The sequence below is a fragment of the Hymenobacter sp. YIM 151500-1 genome (genome assembly GCF_025979885.1).
Taxonomy (GTDB): Bacteria; Bacteroidota; Bacteroidia; order Cytophagales; family Hymenobacteraceae; genus Hymenobacter.
Genome location: NZ_CP110139.1, coordinates 2,983,947 through 3,005,477, shown reverse-complemented (window position 1 = coordinate 3,005,477; position 21,531 = coordinate 2,983,947). Strand labels below are relative to the sequence as shown.

At 58.8% G+C, this 21,531-nt stretch carries 21 protein-coding genes; 7 read left to right on the top strand and 14 right to left on the bottom strand.

Going from position 1 to position 21,531, the window contains the following annotated elements; genetic code table 11:
* The first annotated feature begins 12 nt into the window (after positions 1-12).
* Positions 13-1,110, top strand: coding sequence for an RluA family pseudouridine synthase (locus OIS53_RS12610; protein WP_264682355.1), 1,098 nt, complete (start codon positions 13-15; stop codon positions 1,108-1,110).
* A 72-nt stretch (positions 1,111-1,182) separates the two neighbouring features.
* Here the strand turns inward: OIS53_RS12610 and OIS53_RS12605 are convergent, their stop codons facing one another.
* The 9 genes from OIS53_RS12605 to mazG form a co-directional block, all read right to left on the bottom strand.
* Positions 1,183-2,700: a tetratricopeptide repeat protein gene (locus OIS53_RS12605; protein WP_264678926.1), complete on the bottom strand. Its 1,518-nt coding sequence runs from the start codon at positions 2,698-2,700 to the stop codon at positions 1,183-1,185.
* A 180-nt stretch (positions 2,701-2,880) separates the two neighbouring features.
* Complete coding sequence (locus OIS53_RS12600; RefSeq protein WP_264678925.1) at positions 2,881-3,849, bottom strand: PstS family phosphate ABC transporter substrate-binding protein; 969 nt, start codon at positions 3,847-3,849, stop codon at positions 2,881-2,883.
* Positions 3,836-4,090, bottom strand: a complete 255-nt coding sequence (locus tag OIS53_RS12595; protein WP_264678924.1) for a hypothetical protein — start codon at positions 4,088-4,090, stop codon at positions 3,836-3,838. Before OIS53_RS12595 ends, OIS53_RS12600 begins: the two co-directional genes overlap by 14 nt.
* A 186-nt stretch (positions 4,091-4,276) precedes the next feature.
* A complete protein-coding gene (locus OIS53_RS12590; protein WP_264678923.1) occupies positions 4,277-5,110 on the bottom strand; it encodes an energy transducer TonB in 834 nt (277 codons plus the stop codon).
* 240 nt (positions 5,111-5,350) lie between these two features.
* A complete protein-coding gene (locus OIS53_RS12585; protein WP_264678922.1) occupies positions 5,351-6,184 on the bottom strand; it encodes an energy transducer TonB in 834 nt (277 codons plus the stop codon).
* Positions 6,181-6,708 (bottom strand): ExbD/TolR family protein, encoded by a 528-nt coding sequence (locus OIS53_RS12580; RefSeq protein ID WP_264678921.1) that lies wholly within the window; start codon positions 6,706-6,708, stop codon positions 6,181-6,183. The genes OIS53_RS12585 and OIS53_RS12580 overlap by 4 nt, the downstream gene beginning before the upstream one ends.
* 18 nt (positions 6,709-6,726) lie before the next feature.
* Positions 6,727-7,350 carry an ExbD/TolR family protein gene (locus OIS53_RS12575; RefSeq protein ID WP_264678920.1) on the bottom strand — a complete coding sequence of 208 codons (624 nt, stop codon included), beginning with the start codon at positions 7,348-7,350 and terminating at the stop codon, positions 6,727-6,729.
* Between the two features lie 76 nt (positions 7,351-7,426).
* Positions 7,427-8,335, bottom strand: coding sequence for a MotA/TolQ/ExbB proton channel family protein (locus tag OIS53_RS12570; protein ID WP_264678919.1), 909 nt, complete (start codon positions 8,333-8,335; stop codon positions 7,427-7,429).
* Between the two features lie 270 nt (positions 8,336-8,605).
* Positions 8,606-9,445 (bottom strand): nucleoside triphosphate pyrophosphohydrolase, encoded by an 840-nt coding sequence (gene mazG, locus OIS53_RS12565; RefSeq protein ID WP_264678918.1) that lies wholly within the window; start codon positions 9,443-9,445, stop codon positions 8,606-8,608.
* A 142-nt stretch (positions 9,446-9,587) separates the two neighbouring features.
* Here mazG and glmM point away from each other — a divergent pair, with 142 nt between their 5' ends.
* Both glmM and OIS53_RS12555 read left to right on the top strand, forming a co-directional pair.
* Positions 9,588-10,976, top strand: coding sequence for a phosphoglucosamine mutase (gene glmM / locus OIS53_RS12560; RefSeq protein WP_264682354.1), 1,389 nt, complete (start codon positions 9,588-9,590; stop codon positions 10,974-10,976).
* A 114-nt stretch (positions 10,977-11,090) separates the two neighbouring features.
* Positions 11,091-12,242: a cysteine desulfurase family protein gene (locus OIS53_RS12555; protein WP_264678917.1), complete on the top strand. Its 1,152-nt coding sequence runs from the start codon at positions 11,091-11,093 to the stop codon at positions 12,240-12,242.
* Positions 12,243-12,336: 94 nt separating this feature from the next.
* Here OIS53_RS12555 and OIS53_RS12550 read toward each other — a convergent pair whose 3' ends face one another.
* The 3 genes from OIS53_RS12550 to OIS53_RS12540 form a co-directional block, all read right to left on the bottom strand.
* The gene (locus OIS53_RS12550) at positions 12,337-13,266 is read right to left on the bottom strand and encodes a DUF389 domain-containing protein (protein ID WP_264678916.1); all 930 of its coding nucleotides are present in this window, start codon (positions 13,264-13,266) and stop codon (positions 12,337-12,339) included.
* A gap of 98 nt (positions 13,267-13,364) precedes the next feature.
* Positions 13,365-14,567, bottom strand: coding sequence for a hypothetical protein (locus tag OIS53_RS12545; protein WP_264678915.1), 1,203 nt, complete (start codon positions 14,565-14,567; stop codon positions 13,365-13,367).
* Complete coding sequence (locus OIS53_RS12540) at positions 14,564-15,553, bottom strand: DUF2157 domain-containing protein (RefSeq protein WP_264678914.1); 990 nt, start codon at positions 15,551-15,553, stop codon at positions 14,564-14,566. The genes OIS53_RS12545 and OIS53_RS12540 overlap by 4 nt, the downstream gene beginning before the upstream one ends.
* A 181-nt stretch (positions 15,554-15,734) precedes the next feature.
* Between OIS53_RS12540 and OIS53_RS12535 the strand changes: the two genes are divergently transcribed.
* Together OIS53_RS12535 and OIS53_RS12530 are read left to right on the top strand one after the other, a co-directional pair.
* Complete coding sequence (locus tag OIS53_RS12535; protein ID WP_264678913.1) at positions 15,735-16,388, top strand: hypothetical protein; 654 nt, start codon at positions 15,735-15,737, stop codon at positions 16,386-16,388.
* 18 nt (positions 16,389-16,406) lie between these two features.
* Positions 16,407-16,886, top strand: coding sequence for a PRC-barrel domain-containing protein (locus OIS53_RS12530; protein WP_264678912.1), 480 nt, complete (start codon positions 16,407-16,409; stop codon positions 16,884-16,886).
* 98 nt (positions 16,887-16,984) lie between these two features.
* Here the strand turns inward: OIS53_RS12530 and hemH are convergent, their stop codons facing one another.
* Positions 16,985-18,031, bottom strand: a complete 1,047-nt coding sequence (gene hemH / locus OIS53_RS12525; RefSeq protein WP_264678911.1) for a ferrochelatase — start codon at positions 18,029-18,031, stop codon at positions 16,985-16,987.
* 120 nt (positions 18,032-18,151) lie between these two features.
* On the bottom strand, positions 18,152-18,865 hold the full coding sequence (locus tag OIS53_RS12520; RefSeq protein ID WP_264678910.1) for an HAD family hydrolase: 714 nt from the start codon (positions 18,863-18,865) through the stop codon (positions 18,152-18,154).
* A gap of 104 nt (positions 18,866-18,969) precedes the next feature.
* On the opposite strand from OIS53_RS12520, the gene era reads away from it, so the two are divergent.
* Both era and der read left to right on the top strand, forming a co-directional pair.
* Complete coding sequence (gene era, locus OIS53_RS12515) at positions 18,970-19,872, top strand: GTPase Era (protein WP_264678909.1); 903 nt, start codon at positions 18,970-18,972, stop codon at positions 19,870-19,872.
* Between the two features lie 173 nt (positions 19,873-20,045).
* Entirely contained in the window at positions 20,046-21,368 is a 1,323-nt protein-coding gene (gene der, locus OIS53_RS12510; protein WP_264678908.1) for a ribosome biogenesis GTPase Der, read from the top strand.
* The last annotated feature ends 163 nt before the right edge of the window (positions 21,369-21,531 follow it).

The following is a 21,531-nucleotide window of genomic DNA, read 5'->3' as shown; positions in this document are numbered from 1 at the left end:
TTTGCTTGCATGATGACAGAGCCAGCATACCCCGCAGACGACGACCAGTACGCTTCCCGCCAGCAGCAGCTACCGCCGTCGGACTTGGATGAAGAGGAGGGCGACGCAGGCGACGAACTGTACGAGCACCACCGCATCCGGGCCGATCGGGGGCAGGAGCTGCTGCGCCTGGATAAGTTTCTGCTCAACCGCCTGCCCAACACGTCCCGCACCCGCATTCAGAATGCTATTCGGGCCGAAGCCGTGCAGGTGAACGACAAGCCCGTGAAGTCGAACTACCGGGTAAAGCCGCTTGATGTCATCACCATCACGCTGCCCGAGCCGCCCCGGGAGTTCAGGGTAGTGCCGGAGCCTATGGAGCTGGACATCCGGTACGAGGACGAGGAACTGCTCATTGTCAATAAGCCGGCGGGCCTGGTGGTGCATCCGGCGTTCGGCAACTGGAATGGTACCCTGGTAAACGGCTTGGCGTATCATCTTAACAACCTGCCTACGGGGCGTAACGGCGAGATTCGGCCGGGCCTAGTGCACCGCATCGACAAGGACACCTCCGGTCTGCTCGTTATCGGCAAAACGGAATGGGCCATGACTCATCTGTCCAATCAGTTTTTCCACCACACCATTGAGCGCACCTACCTGGCCTTGGTGTGGGGTGTACCCAAAGAACCGGAAGGTACTGTCCGTGGCCACATCGGGCGTAGCCTCAAAGACCGGAAGGTGCAGGCCGTGTACCCCGGCGGCGAACAAGGCAAGCACGCCGTTACGCACTACAAAGTGCTCCGCTCGTTTGGCCACGTGGCCTTGCTGCAATGCAACCTCGAAACGGGCCGCACTCACCAGATCCGGGCCCATATGAAGCACATTGGTCATCCTTTATTCGGGGATGCTACCTACGGCGGCGACCGGGTGCTGTACGGGCAGCGGACGGGCTCGTACAAGGCTTTCGCCGAAAACGCCCTGGCCCTCATGCCCCGGCAGGCGCTACACGCTAAGTCCCTGGGCTTCGTCCATCCGACCACCCACGAGCATCTGCACTTTGAGGCCGAATTGCCCGCTGATTTCGTAGCCGTTCTGGAAAAATGGGAGCAGTACATTGCCAATCAACATTGATTTGGTAGAGCCGCACAAACACGAAAAAGCCTGCTTCAACTTGAAGCAGGCTTTTTCATGGATGTCAGAAGTTTACTTGCGCTTTACCGGAGCTTTGGCGGGAGTTTTCGAGGCGGTTTTGTTTTTGCCCGAAATCTCATCTACGGCCGTTTTGGCCTGCTGGTCGTTGGGGTCCAGCACCAGCACTTGCTGCCAATACGGGAGCGAAGCGGCCTTGTCGCCTTTCGTGAAGTAGTAATACGAGCCCAAGTACTTGTTGGCCTCCACCAGACCCGACTTGTACTTGGCAACGTTTTCCGGCGTGCCACCTGCTACCTCGATGTATTTCTCGTAGTGAGGCTTAGCCAAGCCTTGCTTCGAGTCTTTATCGATGTTAGCATTGGCCCGAGCCCGCATCTGGTAGCCAGGAACGTAGTTCGGACGCTCCGTTACTACTAAGGTATACAAGCTGTCAGCCTGAGTGAACTGGCCGTTCATCTCGTAGGCCCGGCCCAGATACACCTTATCGGTCAACTCACCACCGTTGGAAGCCTTCATACGGGCCCGGTAGGTGCTAATGGCGCGAGGATAGTCTTTGGCTGAGATATAGGCCTGAGCAAGTTCACCCTGCAACTCGGCAGCTTTCTTCGGGTCGGCATCAATAGCCTTCTGAATGATGGCTGCGCCTTCCTGCGTTTTGCCGCCTTTAATCAGCATCTTACCGTAGTACACATTGTCTTCGGTAATGACTTTGTTGCTGGCGCTGGCTAGTTGCAGGTACTTCTGCATAGCAGTCAGAGCCTCGTCGTTGCGGCCGGTTTCGTACAGGGTGTAGGCCCGCAAGCGGTTCATGGTGAGGTTGTTCGGGTCCTTGGCCAACACCTTATCCACCTCTGCCAGCGCCTCCGGATACTTCTTGGTCAGGTACAGGAACGAGGCGTACTTAGCGTCGGTGTTCGACGACTTCTCGGCCAGTGACGAGTACTTCTGGAACTGAGCCAGGGCATCGTCGTAGCGGCCAGCGAAGTAGTAGGTTTCAGCCAAGGAGTTGTAGGCCGGAGCGTAGTTCGGGTCCAGGCTGATAGCCTTGTCAAAGTTAGTTTTGGCGTCGTTGTACGTGCGGGCGCGCATGTTCAACTGACCCTTACGTACATAGGCTTGCACGTTGTTCGGGTCGGCCAGCGAAGCCCGTTCGTAGCTGGTCATAGCGTCGCCGCCACCCTGTTCAGTTTTGAGGTACAGGTCGCCGCGGGCAATCATTAGGGCCGGGTCGTCTTTTCCCTTGCCCAGCTTTTCGCCAGCACTCACGTAGCTGAGAGCCTTGTTGATGTCTTTGATGTCGGACTCCGCATACGCCTGCGCAATCAGGGTGTACACCTTCGGGTCTTTACCCTTGGTGGCTTTCACTGCATTGTCGAACTGAATTTCTGCTTCGGCCGCTTTGCCTCGGGCCAGCGCGGCGCGGCCAGCGGCAATCATAGTCAGCGGGTCTTTCTGGTTCAGCGAAATGCGGCTGAAATAGAACGCTGCCGAGTCAGGCATGTCGCGCATCTGATACAGGCGGCCCAGCTCGTACGAAGTTTCGTTCGACTGACCCTGACGGAGCAACATTGCGCGGGCTTCATTGTACCGCTCCAGCTCCATAGCCTTTTGCGCGCTCTGGACAGACTGAGCGAAGGCAGCAGTGCCAGAAACAGACAAGGCAGCGAGGAGCGTAAGCTTCCAGGGCTTGAGATTCATGTGCAAAGGGTTAAATGAAAAACGAGTGGAAGGAAAAGAACAGAAAGGTAGTTATTGAGGCTTTACCTCGACCACGCGCACTTGGCCCGTAGCCGGCATCAGGCCCGCCTTTAGCATAATCAGCTGGCCCTTCTGGCCGGCTACGAAAGAGGCAAAACCGGTGCCAAGGCCCGCCCGCGCTTCCCGGCTGATAATATACAGCTCGCGCCGCAACGGATAGGTTTTCTGGGCCAGGTAGGCTTGGTAAGGCTGGACGTAATCATCGGGCGAGGCAGGCTTGTCTTTGGCGCTTACCCCCACCACCCGAACCCGCTTCAGGAACTTTTGAACGGCGGCATCGTCCCGGTCACTGATCCAGTTGACGCCGATTACGCCAATTGCGTTTGGATGAGTTGCAACGTAATCCAGTAGAGCTGGGTTCGATTTCGAGGCAAAAGCCTGCTTCGTCAAAGCACCTCCCCTGGTCACCGAGTCCTGCACGAAGCGGGCAGTACTGGAGTTGTTATTGTCGAACACAACGGTAATGGCCCCCAGCTTATTTTTAGTATTTACCTGGTTCCACTGCTGTTGCTGGCCCGTAAAAATGCCCCGAAGCTGGGCCAGCGTGAGCAGCGAATCGGGGTTGCTGGGATGCACGATAATGGCCACCCCGTCTACCCCAATGCGGGTGGTGCGCGGCATCATCTTTTGCTGGTCCAGCAGGGCACGTTCTTCCTGGTTCAGCTCCCGCGACAATACCGCCAGCCGTACGCTGTCGGCCAGCAAGGCCCGCATGGCTTCCTGCTCAGGCCGGTACAACGCATTGATGCGTGCCCCGGTGTACAGCTTCTGGAACGTGTCGACGTGTGATTTCAGGATTGGCTCAAACGTTTCATCCACGCTGATCCGAATAGCGCCGCTCGTAGCCGTATCGGTGTAGTCTTCCGTTTTGCCGGTACCCTCACTGCCGCAGCCGGCCAGTAATAGCGCACTGGTTAGCGTCAGAGCTACTTTCAGACCATGCAGGTTAGCGCGCATCATTCGGATTCCGTTTAAAATGTTGCTGATAGGTGCGGACAAATCTAATGATTCCATAAAATACAAAGACGGCCGCCAGCAGCTGGCGCGGGGTGTTGCCCAGCGTCAGGGCCGTTTGAGGGGCCAACCACAGGTACAGACCAAGCCCCACATACACCACCGACATCAGCAGCATAAAGTAACGGACCAGGTTTTGAGGACCACGCTGGCCCAGACGTTCGTCGGTGTGCGGACGATGTTGCATGTGAAAAGCAAGTGCGAGTGTACATGCTCCTAACGTAGAACCGCGTAAGGTTTGTTCGTTTTACGGCTCTGGCAAACGAGCCGGCGGAGGTTTTATTGCCGCAATAAAAGTCAAAACCAACTGGCGACAGGTCACCAGTTGGTTTTGACTTACTTCAAGGCCGCGCCTAGGTTGCGGCCGGCAGCTTTACTCGTAGCGGAACGTAATCGGCAGATTGTACCGGACGGGCACCGCGCGCTGGTTTTGGCGGCCGGGCTTCCAGGCGGGCATCTGCCGAATCACGCGGGAAGCTTCTTCGTCGGTGCCGTATCCCAGGCCCTTCAGCACTTCCACGTCGGTAATAGAGCCGTCGGTATTCACGGTAAAGGAGATGTAGACTTTGCCTGAAACACCCTCCCGCAGAGCCGGCATGGGGTAGCGCAGGTGGCGCTGCAAGTACTTCATCAGGGCCGCATTGCCACCCATGAATTCCGGCATTTCCTCCACATGCACGAATGGCTCCATCTTGGCCGGCGCCGGGGCGGGCGGAGCTACAGTATCACCAGCGCCTGTTGCGCTGCCACCAACGGCACCATTTTCATTTCCAGTTGCCCCAGTGCTTGCTACTGGCCCAACTTCAGTGGGCGCATCAATAGGCTCAACAGCTGGACTTGGCTCCACCGGTTTGGCCTCATCGTTGGGAACGACTTTGGTCGGCACTTCTGACTGCGGCGGCCGCACAACTACCTGCTTGGCCTGAGCTGGTGGCATAACTGGTTGATCTATGTCCACTCTCATCAGCTTATGACCTTCCTCATTCGGAATAACAGGAGCGGCTGCCTGAATAGGTGCCGGCCATAGCCGCTGCACTACCAGCGGAATAGCAATCAGCAGCGCGGCTAGGGTAGTAGCTAACAGCACGGCCGTGCGAAGGTGGCTGCTGTACTGCTGGCGCAGCACGTAGGCGCCGTAGGCTTTGTTGCGGCCCTCGAAGACGATGTCGTCCAGGGACGGGAGCGGGGTAGGTGCGGTGGTAGTCATGAGGGTATATGGTTAAATGAATGAATTGAGAAACCAATGACACCAAGCCACTCGCCGGCTACACTTACTTACCCGCTAGCTTTCATTACGTAAAACGCTGCATAGAATATAGGTAGTATGCCTGACGACTATATTTTCTTGGCGCTACTTTGCCAATAACCATAAAACAAAAACCCCGAATCAAACCAAGGTCTGATTCGGGGTTGTGCTGCTTTCAACCGGAGCTGAAAACAAGGTGCCTTACTTGATGGCGAAGGTTACCGGAACCGTGAAGTATACTGGTACAGCGCGGCCGTTTTGCTTACCGGGAGTGAAGCGAGGCAGGTTCTTGATTACTCGCAACGACTCTTCGTCGCAGCCAGCACCGATACCCTTCTGCACCTCAGCATTCGTAACCGACCCATCGGGACCTACTACGAACTTAATGAAAACGCGGCCTTCAACTTGGTTGCGCAGAGCCATCGGCGGGTACTTGATGTTCTTGGCAATGTATTGCAACAAAGCTTCTTGCCCACCGGGGAAAACTGGCATCTGCTCAACGTAGGTGTAGGGTTTGGTTTCCACTACTTCCTCTACGGCCTTGGTACCCTCGCCGGGCTCCAGGCCAGCCAGGTCAGCGGGGTTGTCGGTGTTGCCCTTCACCGTTTCGGTGGCAACAACCCTGTCCTTCAGCTCTTCCTGGTCCGGTATTTCTTCCACCTTCTTTACTTCCTCATCTTTCTTCACCACCGGAGGGGTGAACTTGATGGTAGTCAGCTTAGGCGGTGGGGGTGGCGGCGCCTCCGGTGGAGGTGGCGGTGGGGGTGGCGGCTTGGTAGCGTCCAGCGGCGGGGCATCCATGAGCACGTTCTCTTTCAGCATCTTATCATCCACGGCCACTTCCTCTTTCTTGAACATCCGCGCAATCAGCGGGAAGCTAATCATGAGAGTGAAAAGGGCAATGGCGATGAGAACGGCACGAGTCACGTGTTTGCCGTACAACCGCCGGAGCACAAAAGCTCCGTAGGCCTTGTTGCGCCCCTCAAAAACGATATCGTCAAGGGTAGCGCCGGCCAATTGCGTGTTGTCCATCATAAGCCAGAAGATTTAATCAACTCGGTATCCGCTTTTGAAATGTCCACCAGCGCGTACTTTTTCTGGTCGGTGATGTTCATTTCATCCAGGATATCTACCATGTTCTTGTAGTTCGACTTATCGTCCGGCTTGATCAGGATAACCGTTTCGGGGTTGGCCTGACGGCGCTGGAGGATGGCCTTACGGATGCCATTGGCATCGTAGCTCGAAAGCTGCAATTCCGGCTTGGCTTCGCCTTCGCGCAACAGCCCTTCGTAATAGTAGATTTTGTTGTTTTCACCCAGCAAAATCGTGAAGGCATTACGCGCGGGCAGCTCAGAAGGCGGGTCACCTTCCTTTGGCTTCACCGGCATCGTTACCTGCATAACGGTGGGTTTGCTAAAGGTGGTGGTGAGCATGAAGAAGGTCAGGAGCAGGAAGGCCAAGTCCACCATGGGAGTCATGTCGATTTTGGTCGACATTTTCTTGGCCCGCTTCTTTCCGCCTTTTCCGCCGGAGTCGGCTTGTTGTTGGATTTCTGCCATTTCTTCTGTGCGGATTATTTACCGGCCGGCTACGGGCTTCGTTTCCAGGTCGGTAATGAGGTTGAACCGGTTGATGTTCTTATCCTGCATCAGCTTGATGATTTTCTTCACCGTCGGCACGTCGGCGTTGTTGTCGCCTTTCACCGCAATGTAGTTGGGCTTGCCAAACTCCTTGCGGCTGGCCGTCTGCCCGGCTACCACCCACTCAATGAACTGGTTGTTCGTCGAGTCGGCCGGAATACCGTCCTGCTTGTAGGCCTTACGCTGCTCGTTCGACAGGTTCAGGAATGCCGGCAGCTTCTCGATGGGCATACCAAAGCTCGACAGATTGGAGAAGGTTTTCGCCTGGGTTTCCGTAAAGCTGACGCCGTACTTGGCTCCCACTTGCTTCAACATCTCAATCTTGGGCTTGGCATCGTCCATGCCGAAGAATACGCGCTGGTCTTTGTCGACGGAAATTGTGATTACGTGTGACTCAGGCAGGCGCAGCTCGGAGGTAGAACCGGGCGTGTCCACCACCACGGCCTCTTCCGGGGCAAACTTGGTGGTGAGCATGAAGAAAGTCACCAGCAGGAATGCCAGGTCCACCATCGGGGTCATATCCAGCGAGGGGGACGTTCTATGGGGCTTTACTTTGGGCATTGCTGACTAGAATAAAGTTTCGTGCATTCTAACGGATGATTGCGCAAAAAAGTGCGCTTTATCTGTCCGTTTGAACTTAGGCGGTGTAAGCCGTGCCGGTAGTAGTGCCAGCCGGAGCCGTTTCGTCGTGCTGCGAAGCGAAGGTCTGGATGATGCTGAAGCCAGCTTCGTCGATGCTGTAGGTCAGCTCGTCAATCTTGCTGGTGAAGTAGTTGTAGGCTACGATAGCCAGGGCCGAGGTCAAGATACCCAGGGCCGTGTTGATCAGAGCTTCCGAGATACCGTTGGCCAGACCTACGGCGTCGGGGGCACCGGCGTTAGCCAGAGCGGCGAAGGCGTTGATCATACCGAATACCGTACCCAGCAGACCTACCAGCGTGGCAATGGAAGCCAGCGTGGAAATGATAACCAGGTTTTTCTCCAGCATGGGCAGCTCCAGAGCCGTCGACTCTTCGATTTCCTTCTGGATGGCCAGAATCTTCTGGTCTTTGTCGAGGCCACGCTCACGGGCCATTTCCTGGTACTTCAGCAGGCCGGCTTTCACCACGTTGGCTACCGAACCCTTCTGCTGGTCGCAGGCGGCAATGGCGCCGGTGATGTCGTTTACGTTCAGCTTCTGGCGGATGCTGCGCACAAACTGCTCGATGCTCTTGGTGCCTTTGGCTTTGCCGATGGTCAGGGCGCGCTCAATCGAGAAGATGATAACGCACAAGAACATGGTCATCAGCACGGGCACAATCACACCCCCCTTATACACGATACCGAAGTAGTCGCCGGGCTTGGGGTTATTGGCGGGGTTGTCGCCAATGAAGTGGGTGGGGTTACCGAGAACGAACTTGTAGACGATGACGCTGACAATAAACGCTAGGACGATGGCGAGGATGGCAAACAGGGACGAACCACCGCCCTTGGCATCGCCCTTCGGCGCAGCAGCAGCAGCGGCGGGCCGGGCCGCAGGCTTGTTCATGGCATTCTTTTGTTCCATTGTTCCGGAGAATTAGGGGGTTGTTGTGAAAGGTTAAACGGGAGGGTAAAAAAGTGAAGAACTGTTTTCGACCAGCCTATAGACGGGGGAGCCCCGCTCACCCGCATGTTTCTTTCCGCAGTATGACGGCGGGAGGAACATGGGTCTGCTCGTGCGCGGGGCCCTGGCCGACGGTAGGTCTAGCCTTGGCAAACCTAAATAAAAACCCGCGCGCTGCCAAATAGAAAATGGCTTTAAACGCTTTAAAACGGTTCGTAACTCAAAAAAAGGCTATTCTGAGGTAGGCTGGTCGGGGGTCGGAATGGAGAGTTTTTTGGCTTGTTCCCAGTACACATCCATCTGAGCCAGGGTCAGGTCGCGGAGTTGCTGGCCTTGGCGGGCGGCCTCGGTTTCGAGGTATTGAAAGCGCCGAATAAACTTACGATTCGTTTGTTCCAGAGCTTCTTCCGGGTTGATGCCCGCGTGCCGGGCAAAGTTGATCAAGGAGAACAACAGGTCACCAAATTCGCTGGCGGCCCGCTCACTAGCCGGGACTTCGGGCGCCGGTGAAGCAAACTCGGCTTTAAACTCGGCCAGCTCCTCCTGCACTTTATCCCAAACCTGCTCGGGCTGCTCCCAGTCGAAACCGGCGCCCCGAGCCTTTTCCTGAATGCGCATCGCCTTTACCAAGGCCGGTAATGATACGGGTACGCCGCCAAGTACAGACGTGTTGCCTTTCTCCTGTAATTTCAGCTGCTCCCAGTTGCGCTTCACTTCCTCCTCGGTGCTAGCCTGGGTGTCGCCGTAGATGTGCGGATGCCGAAAAATAAGCTTTTCACACTGGGCATGCAGCACATCGGCAATGTCGAAAGCACCCTGTTCGCTGGCAATTTTGGCGTAAAAAGCCAAGTGGAGCATTACATCCCCCAGCTCCTTCTGCACGTCGGGCAAGTCCTGCCGCAAGATGGCGTCGCTCAGCTCGTAGGTTTCCTCGATGGTGAGGTGGCGCAGACTCTGCATGGTTTGTTTCCGGTCCCAGGGGCACTCGGCCCGCAGGCGGTCCAGCACGTCGAGCAAGCGGCCAAAAGCGGCTAGCTGCGCGGTACGGCGGTCAGCAATAGGTTTTTCCATCAGGCCAAATATACAACGGCTAACGCCCTTCCGTTCCGCACTCAGAGGCTTGTAAGCGGGGTGTCACCAGCCGCCGCCAGCCTAACGTAGGGAAACCAGGGGGCTTTGCCTACTTTTGCGCACTCCTAACACTGACAAGCTAGTGGCACTAATTAAATCGATTTCGGGAATACGAGGCACTATCGGAGGAGCAGTCGGCGAGGGCCTGACGCCCATCGACGTGGTGAAGTACGCGGCGGCGTTTGGAACCTGGGTGCTACAAAAAACGCAAAACAACACCCTGGTTATCGGCCGCGACGCCCGCCTTTCCGGCGACATGGTAAGCCGGCTGGTGTCGGCTACGCTGCAAGGGCTGGGCATCGACGTCATCGACCTGGGCCTGAGCACTACCCCCACCGTCGAAATGGCCGTGCCGGCCAAAAACGCGGGGGGCGGCATTATTCTTACGGCTTCGCACAACCCTAAGCAGTGGAACGCGCTGAAGCTGCTTAACAGCAAAGGCGAGTTTATTTCGGATGAGGACGGCAAGCAGGTGCTGGCCCTCGGCGACTCCGAGGCTTTCGACTTTGCGCCCGTTACCAAGCTGGGCAAATACACCACCGATAATACCTTCTTGCAGGAGCACATCAACGCCATTCTGGCCCTGCCGCTCGTGGACCGCGCCGCCATTCGGGCCCGGAAGTTTCGGGTGGTAGTGGATGCCGTAAACTCGACGGGCGGCTTTGCCGTGCCCATGCTGCTGGAGCAGTTGGGCGTGAAAACCATTGAGAAGCTGTTTTGTGAGCCAACCGGCGACTTCGCCCACAACCCCGAGCCCCTGCCCGAAAACCTGCGCGACATCTCGAAGCTGCTCGAAAAAGGGCGCTTTGACCTAGGTATCGTGGTGGACCCCGACGTGGACCGCCTGGCCCTGGTGAACGAAGACGGCACCATGTTCGGTGAGGAATACACGCTGGTAGCCGTGTCGGACTACGTGCTGCAACAGCTGGGCGGCGGCAACACCGTGAGCAACCTGAGCAGCACCCGCGCCCTGCGCGACGTGACAGAGAAGCACGGCGGCTCCTACGCCGCCGCGGCCGTGGGCGAGGTGAACGTGGTAAACAAGATGAAGGAAACCAACGCCGTGATTGGGGGCGAGGGCAATGGAGGCATCATTTACCCGGAGCTGCACTACGGCCGCGACTCGCTGGTGGGCATTGCGCTGTTCCTGAGCCATCTGGCCAAAACCGGCCTGACCATGACCCGCCTGCGGGCCTCGTACCCGAACTACTTCATCTCGAAAAACAAGATTGAGCTGACGCCGGAAATCAATACCGACCAGGTGCTGGTGCAGATGCAGAAGCGCTACGCCAAGCAGCCTATTAACACGGTTGACGGCGTTAAAATCGAGTTTGACAAAGAATGGGTGCACCTGCGCAAGTCCAACACCGAGCCCATCATCCGCATCTACGCCGAGTCGGACTCCAACGCCACCGCCGACCACCTGGCCAACAAAATCATCGGCGACATCAAGGAAATTATCAGCAAGTAGTTCTGCACTTGCAGAAGTGAGACATGAGACATGAGAAGTGAGACTCCGTTCTCTCGATTCAGCCGTCAGCACGAAAGTCTCACTTCTCATGTCTCACTTTCTCGTGTCTAATTCATGAACGTGTATTTCGATAACGCCGCCACTACGCCGCTGGACCCCGAGGTGCTGGATGCCATGCTGCCGTTTATGCGGGACCATTTCGGCAACCCCAGTAGCATTCACGGCCACGGCCGGCAGGTGCGCGCCGCCATCGAAAATGCCCGCAAAACCATTGCCCACCTGATTCAGGCCGCGCCGGCCGAAATCAGCTTTGCCTCGGGCGGAACGGAAGCCGACAATTACGCCGCTTTTGGTTCCGTGCGGACTCTGGGCATCCGGCACGCCATCACCTCGCCGCTGGAGCACCACGCCGTGCTGCACACCTTGCAAGCCCTGGAAAAGCGCGGCGACATTCAGCTCAGCTACGTGCGCCACGACGAGCAGGGCTGCCTCGACCTGGAGCACCTCGACCAGCTGCTGGCCGCGTACTCCGGCCGCACGTTTGTGAGCCTGATGCACGCCAACAACGAAATCGGCAACCTGAACGACATCGGGGCCATCGGCGACATCTGCGCCCGGCACGAGGCCGTGTTCCACACCGATACGGTGCAGACTATGGGCCACTACCGCCACAACGTGCAGCAGCTGAAAAATCACTTTCTGGTGGGCTCGGCGCACAAGTTTCACGGGCCGAAGGGGGTGGGCTTTCTGTACCGCCGCTCGGGCCTGCTCGTGGATGCCCTGATTCACGGCGGCTCCCAGGAGCGCAACCAGCGGGCCGGCACCGAAAACGTGTACGGCATCATCGGGCTGGCCAAAGCCCTGGAAATTGCCTACCGGGACATGGACGCCCACCAGCGCCATATTCAAGGGCTGAAAGACCGGTTTATCGAGAAGCTGCGCGCTACCATCGACGGCATCCAGTTCAACGGCACGTCCGCCGAGGCCGACCAGAGCCTGTACACGGTGCTGAGCGTGAGTTTGCCGCCGTCGGAGCTGAACGAGATGCTGCTTTTCAACCTCGACATCAACAAGGTGTCGGTGTCGGGCGGCTCGGCCTGCACTAGCGGGGCCAATGCCGGCTCCCACGTGCTCAGCGCCCTGGGCGCCGACCCCAACCGCGGGGTTATTCGCTTTTCGATGAGCAAGTACAACACCACGGAGGAAGTGGACTACGCCGTGGAGCAGCTGGCTAAGATGTACCGGAAGCAGCCGTTGAGTGTGTAAGGCTCCCTGTCGGCACTTATAACCATTAAAAAGCACCAGACCCCGGCATACACGTGCCGGGGTCTGGTGCTTTTCACTAGTAGCAGAAAACCGGCTATTCGATTGGTTGCCGGCGGTGTACGGTTAGCTGTTTCAGCAGAAAGATGAGAGTACCGAAACCGAGGATAAAGCCCGCATCGGCCAGGAACCGGGCCAGCCCTTCCCAGGCTAGGTCGAAGCGGCCTACGGCTAGCCCGCTGCCCAACAGGGCCGCCGCGGGCATGAGCACGAGGGCAATGAGGGGGCCGGCAATAATGCTGCGACGGTAAGCCGCAACGATGATAATACCGGCTGCCGCACCACAGGCCGAAATAATCAGCTCTTTGAGGCCGGGATGCACCAGATTTTTCACTTCCGGGTTGGTAGCCAACTCACCAACCGACGTTGCGTCAATTGACACCAGTCCCAGCATTGTGAGGCCTGCCGCCAGGGCAAACAGAGCGTACCCGGCCAGCGAGGAGCCCAGGCCCCGTGCTGCCACCACCCAGCGCCGCAGCACCAGCCCCAGCGGAATCTTGGCCAGCGGCTCGAAGCCCGGCGAGATGATGCTGGAAGCAATAAAGGCTATAGCTTGCGGTACTGGTTCAGAAACCAGACCCACGGCCGCAATGATGCCGCCCAGCGTCATCAACGAAAGGTAATTGCCGGTAAGGCGGCCCTGGTGCCGCAACCCGGACTCAATTTCTTCCCAAATAGCCTCGTCCTTGTCTTTCATGACCCGCTCGGCATCGGCGGGAGCAATGATGCTGGTTAGCTCGGAGGTGGCAATGGATAAGGCCTGCGGGTCGGAAACCAGATTATGCACGGTGCGCAGGGTTTCGTCGGCCCCGCGGTTGAGCACGTGCACCGTTATTACGTCGCCGGGAGGTTTGCGGGAAGCGCCGGGCTGTACGCTTAGGCCAATAACGTCGTCGAGGTGAGTAAGCTGCTGGCAGAGGGTTTCAGTGGTTGAGGCTGGAACGGTAATAGTGAGGGTGCGGTGCATAGCGGAGCGTGAGGTCAAAGCGGCTATACGACCAAACGGAAGCGAAGGCTGCTAGTGAGTTATCTACTCCGGGCTGCTACTCAACAGTTCACGCCGCTCTAATACGTTCCTTCGGCCCCGCCTCCACCCGACTGCCCGCCCCCAAACTCGAAAGCCGGGGCCGCGGAAGCCACGGGCGCCGCAACTGCTTCGGCCGTCACCAACGACTCCAGGTTGACATAAAGGCGCTGCTCGTCGGAGGGCAGGGAGGTGAGGCCGTGACGGGCGGGCCGGAGGTAGCGCGCCAGCCAGGCCGCCCCGCCCACCAGCACGGCTCCACCCACTACGGCCGCTATTTCGGGCGGCAGTACCGAGCGGTAGTAGCGCAGTGTGAACAGCGAAAACGCCGCCGTGAGCAGGCCCAGCAGGAGCCAGGTACGGTCGGCGGGGCGGCGCAGGGCGTGCACCACGTATACCACCGGAATTAGGGCCGTGAACAGATAAAATAACGGGGCCAGCGGAATCTGGCTGGATGTGGAGGCGCCGCTAAGCCAGGCGTTGCCCTCCCGCACCACGTAGTAATTGCCGGCCAGATAAAAAGTAGTTAGCGTCAGGGCTTTCAGCCAGCCCAGGCAGCGGCGGTAGTAGGGGTAGTCGGGGCGGCGCGTGAGGCGGCGAACCAGGGTGTAAGCTGCCGCCGACAAGCCCATGAGCACAAACGGCAGCAGCAGCCGGCCCACCGATACCTGCACGAGCAGATTGGCCGCCAGCAGTAAGGCCGTCAGGTAAGCAGCGGCCGTTACCGGCTGGTCGGCGTAGCGAATGGCGGCCAGGACCAGCAACGTAAGCATGGGCACCAGCACCAGCGTAAAGTCCTGATGGCCGAACGACAGGCTGACATAATACGGTGGGGTGGCCAGGGTTTCGGCTATTTCGACAACAAGCACATACAGCCATGCCAGGGAAATATACAGCAGGGCATTATCGGGCCCGGCGTGGTAGAGCCGGGAGTTGCGGATCTGGAATTCCAGAAAGGCTATTCCCCCAACGGCGCAGGCGGCAGCCCAAAGCCCAAAACTCTCGATACCAGCTGCCGCGCCAAACAAAGCACCAAAGCCAGCCCCGGCTAGGGCACCGATGCAGGTGAAAATGAATAGCCCGATGCGCTGAAACAGACCCGGCCGGTAGAAATCCAGTGGGTAAGCGGCTCCGATGGCCTGCTGTTGCGCGGGGGTGAGCAGGTGACGGCGGTGCCAGCGGACAGCCGCGGCGCGCATGACCTCGTGGTAGGCCCAGGCGGGGTTATATGCTTTCCAGCTCATGCGCGACGCAAAAAGGCTTTGCCGTTCATAAACAGGAGGACAGCGCCCACTGCCGAGAATATGAAGTAGAGCAGGATAAGCACAACCTCATCATCACTAGTGTGGCTTCCAATGAGAAAATTGAGAACCAGATAGGTCACAATCACATACCCGTACAAAACGCCCATCAGCAGGAATAAGTAGGAGTGCGTGCGGCGGGCGTACCATATCAGGCCCGCACTCAGGGCCAGCCCCAGCAGCACAGCCACCACTTTGGGCAGAAAGGGCTGCGAATAATATTCAAACAGCACTGCCGTAGAAGCCAGCAGCGCCAGATTGGCCCCCAGTGAAATGTAGGTGAAGGCAAAATGCCGCTTGCGGTCCGCCAGGTCCGAATACAGGCCCACACCAACCAGCAGCAGCCCCAGCAGCACGGCGGCTCCGCCCAGCCGCGCCAAATGGTGCGCGTTGTCGAAGGCCGCCAGCGGGGCCACGCTCACGCCCACCCAGGAAGCCAGGGCCGTAATGCCCATGGTGAGCACGCCCCGGTGGTCGAAGCGGTAGGCCAGTCCGAAAAACAGCACGGCCGGCACCACAGTAGCCAAACCATAGCGCGTGTCTGCCGAGTTGAATAAGGCCAGCACAAACGTTTCGAGGGCCAGAAACAGCAGGCAGCCCAGCAGCAGCACGTAATCGGGAACGAAGCTGACCGCCTTGGCCTGGCCCCACGTAAACGGCTGCCGACGCCACACCACGTAGGCAAAGCTGGCCAGCATGAGCAGGGTGGTGCCCGCCAGCACTACGCCGAACCCCAGGGCGTCGAGGTGCTGGTAGAGCAACACGCCCAGGCCCCCGGTGAGCAGCGTGACGCCCAGGTACAGCGCCGCCCGCAGCTCCTGATGCAGCGAAAACGGGCGGGTTTGTTCGTCGTGCCGGATGGCTGCGGCCTGTTCCGCGGGCAGCAGGCCGCGGGCTTGCAGGTCGGCGAGAAGGTGGTCGGAAAGCATAGGAGGCACCAGCGGATGAGGAATCAAGCTCATCCGCCACTAAACATAGCAGTTTGCCACTTGCCGCTCTACCTTGCCAGGCAGAGCGGCGCAGAACCCGGCGCGAAATCAGCCGCGGTACCGGCCCGCATCGTATGTGCCTCGCCGTTCGTATGAAATTCCATCTACCCGCTGCTGTGCTATGGCCGACATCAACATTCAACGCAAGAAATCCTCTCCCAGCCCCTGGCTGCTGATTCTGCTGGTTTTGGCCGTTATCGGCGTGGGCGCCTACCTGCTGCTGCGGGCCGATATGAATACGACAGCCCAGCCGGCCGAAGAAGCTGAGCTAGCCGAAACCGCCCCAACCACTCCTGCTACTGCTCCCGCTACCGATACAGTTGCCGCAGCTCCTGCTGAAGCAGAATCAACAACTGACGCGGCCCCCGTTACATCCGAAGTGCTGGCCGCTTTTGCCCAGGGCGACGCCTCCCAGCCCAGTTATGCCCGCGAAGGACTGCGTCTGCTTACCTCGACTCTGGTGAGCTTGGCCGACCGGGACGACCTGCGCGACCCCGCCATCAGCACCCGCCGCGACGACCTGACCAGCGCCACCAGCCGCCTGGAGGAAGAAGGCAGCAGCCTGCGGCCCGGCTACGTGGCCGCCACTGCCCTCATGCAGGCCATGCAGCAGAAAGCGTACCCGGAGCTCGAAGGGGAAGTGCGCGCACTCAGCACCCAGGCCGCCGAGCTGAGTGGCCGCGCAACAACAGCGCAGGACCAGCAGCAGCTGAAAGCATACCTGACCCAGGCCGCCGCCGTTGTGGAAAAGCTAAACCAGGCGCCCGCCCGTTAATCAACCTCCTGTTTTGCCATGGAACCCACCACCGACCCCATTCCCTCGGCGCAAGGCCTGCACCTGCGCCGCCTGCGCGACCTGACCGAGTTTGAGGTAGCCGACGGCGACCCGGACGTGCGGGGCTGGACCGCGCGCGGCGCCGACGGCATTGCCTTCGGCCAGGTAGCCGAATTAATTGTAGACGTGGACGCGCTGAAAGTGCGCTACCTCGATATTGAGCTGGACTATAGCCTGGGCATCAACGAGCGGGACCGGCGCATTCTGCTGCCCATTGGGGTGGCGGCTATTGATGAGGATGGCGACAACGTGTTCGTGCCCTCCCTCACGGCCGAAAGCGTGCTGGAGTACCCGCCCTACGCCGAGGTGCACATTTCCCGCGAGTACGAGCACGCCATGCTCCGCGCCCTCAAGCTGCAACTGCCCGAAACCACCACTTCCAGCACCTTCTACGACCAGCCCAGCTACGACGACCGGGCGTTTTATAGAAAGAAGTGAGACGATGAGACAGGAGAAGTAAGACTTCGTCCTGATAGCGCTAGGCCAGTAGAACAAAGTCTCACTTCTCCTGTCTTATCGTCTCCTATCTAAAAAGTCTAATTCCGGTGAATCATGTTCACCACGGCATCAACCCACATGGGGCTGGAATTGAGGCTGGGGACGAGCTGCCAGTGCTGGCCGCCGGCTTCCTCGAACAGCTCCTTGAACTCTTCGCCGACTTCAATGGTGGTTTCGAGGCAGTCGGCGACGAAAGCGGGGGAGAAGGCCAGCACGTTTTTGATGCCGCGGGCCGGAAACTCCTTGATTACCTCGTCGGTGTAGGGCTGGAGCCACGGGTCGCGCAGGCGGCTTTGCAGGCGGCTCTGGAAGCAAGTGGTGTACTGCTCGGGCTGCAAACCCAGGGCCGCAGCCAGCTGCCGCGACGTCTCGAAGCACTGGGCCCGGTAGCAGTAGCGGTTGTTTTTGTTGTAGCTGTTGCAGCAGTTGCCCAGCTTGCAGTAGCCCTTGTGGCTGCCCTTCAGCACGTGGCGCTCCGGAATGCCGTGGTAGCTGAACACCACGTGGTCGTACTGGTGCTTGGCCATTTCGGCCTGGCCCAGCTCGGCAAAGCTGTTGATAAAGCCGGGGTCGTCCACGAAGGTGCTAATAAAGGAAATGCTGGGCACCACCCACCACTTGCTCACCAGCTCCATCACCTTCTCCTGCACCGAGCCCGTGGAGGCCGCCGCGTACTGCGGAAACAGGGGCAGCACGATGATGCGCTCCACGGCCGCGTCGCGCAGTTCCTGCAAGGCACTCTCGATGCTGGGGTTCTGGTAGCGCATCCCGAAGGCCACCAGATAGTCCTTGCCCAGCTTTTCCTGCACCAACTGCTTGAGGTCGAGGCCGTGGAAGAGCAGGGGCGAGCCCCGGTCGGTCCAGAGCTGCTGGTACACCTTGGCCGACTTGGGCGCGCGTAGCGGCACCACCAAGCCCTGAAACAAAGGGTAACGTACGGCGGCCGGCATGTCAATCACGCGGCCGTCGGTGAGGAACTCGTTGAGGTAGCGGCGCACGTCGGGCGTGTTGGGTGAGTCGGGCGTACCCAGGTTGACGAGCAGCACGCCAATGCGGCCTTTGGAAGAAGCGGAAGATGAAGGCATATCGTGGAAAAAGCGCTGTAAGGGGCAGATTGATGCATGCCCCAAGCGTATGCCTTACAAAGATACAGTCGGTAAAGTTTGGGCTAATGGCCGAGAAACACCTAGGCTTGTTTAGGTGAGCTAAGGCGTTGTGACCTCAATAACACACAGCACGTCGGGCAACGGCTCCAGGCCGGTCAGCACGGCCACGGCCGCGTCGGGGCAGGCCAGGCCGAAACGGTTCAGCCACACGGGCCGGATGCCCGCGTTTCGGGCACCCACTACATCCGCCACCCAGTTGTCGCCGACGAACACGGCTTCGTCGGGCTGGGCCCCCAGCTGCTCCAGCGCTACTTGGAAGATATGTGGGTCGGGCTTGGTCGCCCCCACGTCTTCCGACGTAATCAGCACGTCTACCAACTGCGTCAGGCCCAGGAACTGTAGCTTATCCTGCTGCTCCGCGGTTCGGTTGTTGGTCACGATGCCGGTGCGGTAGCGGGGCTTCAGGGCGTCCAGCAGGGCCCCTGCGCCGGGCACCGGCCGGCGCAGGCGGCGGTACTGGTCGTAGTGAAGGGCGGCAAACTCCTCCGCTGCGGCATCGGAACCGAGCACGCCGTAGGGCGCCAGCAGCTGCTGAAACCGGAGGCGGCGGGCATCGTGGTAGGATAGTTCACCGGCCAGCACCCGCGGGTGCATTTCTTCCAGCAGCTCGCTGTAGCGGCGGTACAGCTCGTCCAGCCCTACTTCCGCCACAAAAGCAAGGTGCGCGGTGCTGGCGTGCAAGGCGGCCCGCGCCGTGGCGGTGTGGTCGAATAGGGTATCGTCGAGGTCGAACAGAACGGTGGTGAGCGGCATCGGGAACAAAAGTAGCCAGGGCGCTTTGTTGGAACACGTTTGCCCGGCAGTTCCGGTCCTGGCCGAAAAGGCGTACCTTTGCAGGCCAAATTTCAGACGCTGAAATGACTACCGAACCTACTCCGCACCGTGCTGGCTTTGTGAGCATTATCGGCAAGCCCAACGTGGGTAAGTCCACGCTCATGAATGCCCTGGTGGGCGAACGGCTCAGCATCGTCACCAGCAAGGCCCAAACCACGCGCCACCGCATCCTGGGCATCCTCAACGGCGAGGATTTTCAGCTGGTGTACTCCGACACGCCCGGCATCATCCAGCCCAAGTACGAGCTGCACAACGCCATGATGTCATTTGTGTACTCATCGTTGGAAGACGCCGACGTGGTTCTGTTCGTGACGGACATCTACGAGAAGTACGACGAGGAGCCGGTGGTAGAGCGCCTACGCAAAATGCAGGACACGCCCATCATCCTGCTGGTCAACAAAATAGACCAGGCCGAGCAGGCCGACGTGGAAGCCAAGCTGGCCTACTGGAAAGAGCACCTGCCCAACGCCGCCGAGGTGCTGCCCATTTCGGCCCTCGAAAAGTTTGGCACCGACCAAGTGCTGAATCTGGTGCTGGAGCGCCTGCCGGTGCACCCGCCTTACTACCCCAAAGACGAGCTGACCGACAAGCCCGAGCGGTTTTTTGCCGCCGAGATGATTCGGGAAAAGATCTTCAAGCTCTACAAAAAGGAAGTGCCCTACAGCTGCGAAGTGGCCGTGGAGGAGTTCAAAGAGGACGACGCCATCATCCGGATGCGGGCCATCATCTACGTGGAGCGGGCCAGCCAGAAGGGCATCATCATCGGTCAGCAAGGCTCAGCCCTAAAGAAAGTAGGCACCTGGGCCCGCGAGGAAATGGAGAAGTTTTTCCAGAAAAAAGTGTTCCTCGAAATCCACGTCAAAATCAACGAAAACTGGCGCACGGACCCCAAGGCGCTGAGCCGGTTTGGGTATAATCAAGGATAGACCTGAGAGGGTGAGACAGGAGAAGTGAGACGATGTTCTAGCGGCGTGGCCGTCAGCACGAAAGTCTCACCTCTCCTGTCTCACTGTCTCAGGTCTAACACATTCCGACCTCACTATAACAACTACTCCGGGCACTGCCGAAACTGGTCGGGCCGGCGGCTGGAGTCAGACACATGAAGAATACTATTGCAATTGTGGGCCGCCCCAACGTGGGCAAGTCCACCCTGTTCAACCGCCTCGTGGGCCAGCGCAAGGCCATCATGGACAACGAAAGCGGCGTCACGCGCGACCGACACTACGGCTACGGCGACTGGACCGGCAAGTACTTCACCGTCATCGACACGGGCGGGTACGTGCACAACTCCGAAGATATCTTTGAGGGCGAAATCAACAAGCAGGTGAAGCTCGCCATTGAGGAAGCCGACGTGGTGCTGTTTATGGTGGACGTAGACGCCGGCCTGCACTCCCTGGACGAGGAGTTTGCCGACGTGCTGCGCCGCTACCAGGGCAAAAAGCCTATCTACCTCGTGGCCAACAAGGCCGATACCAACGCCCGCGCCCACGCCGCCGGCGAGTTCTACGCCCTGGGCCTCGGCGACGGTGAAATCTACCCCATCAGCTCCCAGAGCGGTTCCGGCACCGGCGACCTGCTCGACGCCGTGGTTAGCCACTTCGAGGACGAAGGCGTGGAGGAGCCCGATGCCGGCGTGCCCAAAATCGCCGTCGTCGGCCGGCCCAACGTGGGTAAGTCCTCGTTCGTGAACCTGCTGCTCGGCACTGAGCGCAGCATCGTCACCGACATTGCCGGCACCACCCGCGACTCCATCCAGGCCCGCTACAACGCCTTCGGCAACGAGTTTATCCTAGTAGACACGGCCGGCCTGCGCCGCAAAACCAAGGTGCACGAAGACATCGAGTTCTACTCCGTGCTCCGTTCCATCCGGGCCCTGGAAGAGTCTGACGTGTGCATTGTGATGCTCGACGCCACCCGCGGCATCGAGGCCCAGGACCTGAACATCATCGGCCTGGCCGACAAAAACCGCAAGGGCATTGTGATTCTGGTGAACAAGTGGGACCTGATTGAGGACAAGCAGACCAACACGGCCAAGGAGTTTGAGGAGAAGATTCGGGAGAAGATTGCCCCCATCAACTACCCACCCATTCTGTTCGTGTCGGTGCTCAACAAGCAGCGCGTGCACAAGGCCATCGAAACGGCCGTGCAGGTGTACGAAAACAAGCGCCGCAAAATTCCGACTTCCGAGCTGAATGAGGTGATGCTCAAGGAGATTGAGAAGTACCCGCTGCCCATCACCAAGGGCAAAATGGTGCGCATTAAGTATGCCACCCAGCTGCCCACGCACAATCCGGTGTTTGCCTTCTTCTGCAACCTGCCGCAGTACGTGAAGGAAAGCTACACCCGCTACCTCGAAAACCGCCTGCGCGAGCATTTCGACTTCACGGGCGTGCCCATCGGCATCGTGTTCCGCAAGAAGTAAGGGGTAATGTCATTCCGAGCGGAGCGAGGAATCTGAGTTATTCACTAGCGGCTAACCCAGATTCCTCGCTCCGCTCGGAATGACAAGGGATATTTGCCTCGATGCCAATCGGCGCAGAAATTTTTTTAGGTGACCGGGTTACCTTCTGTTGAGCATGGTATAA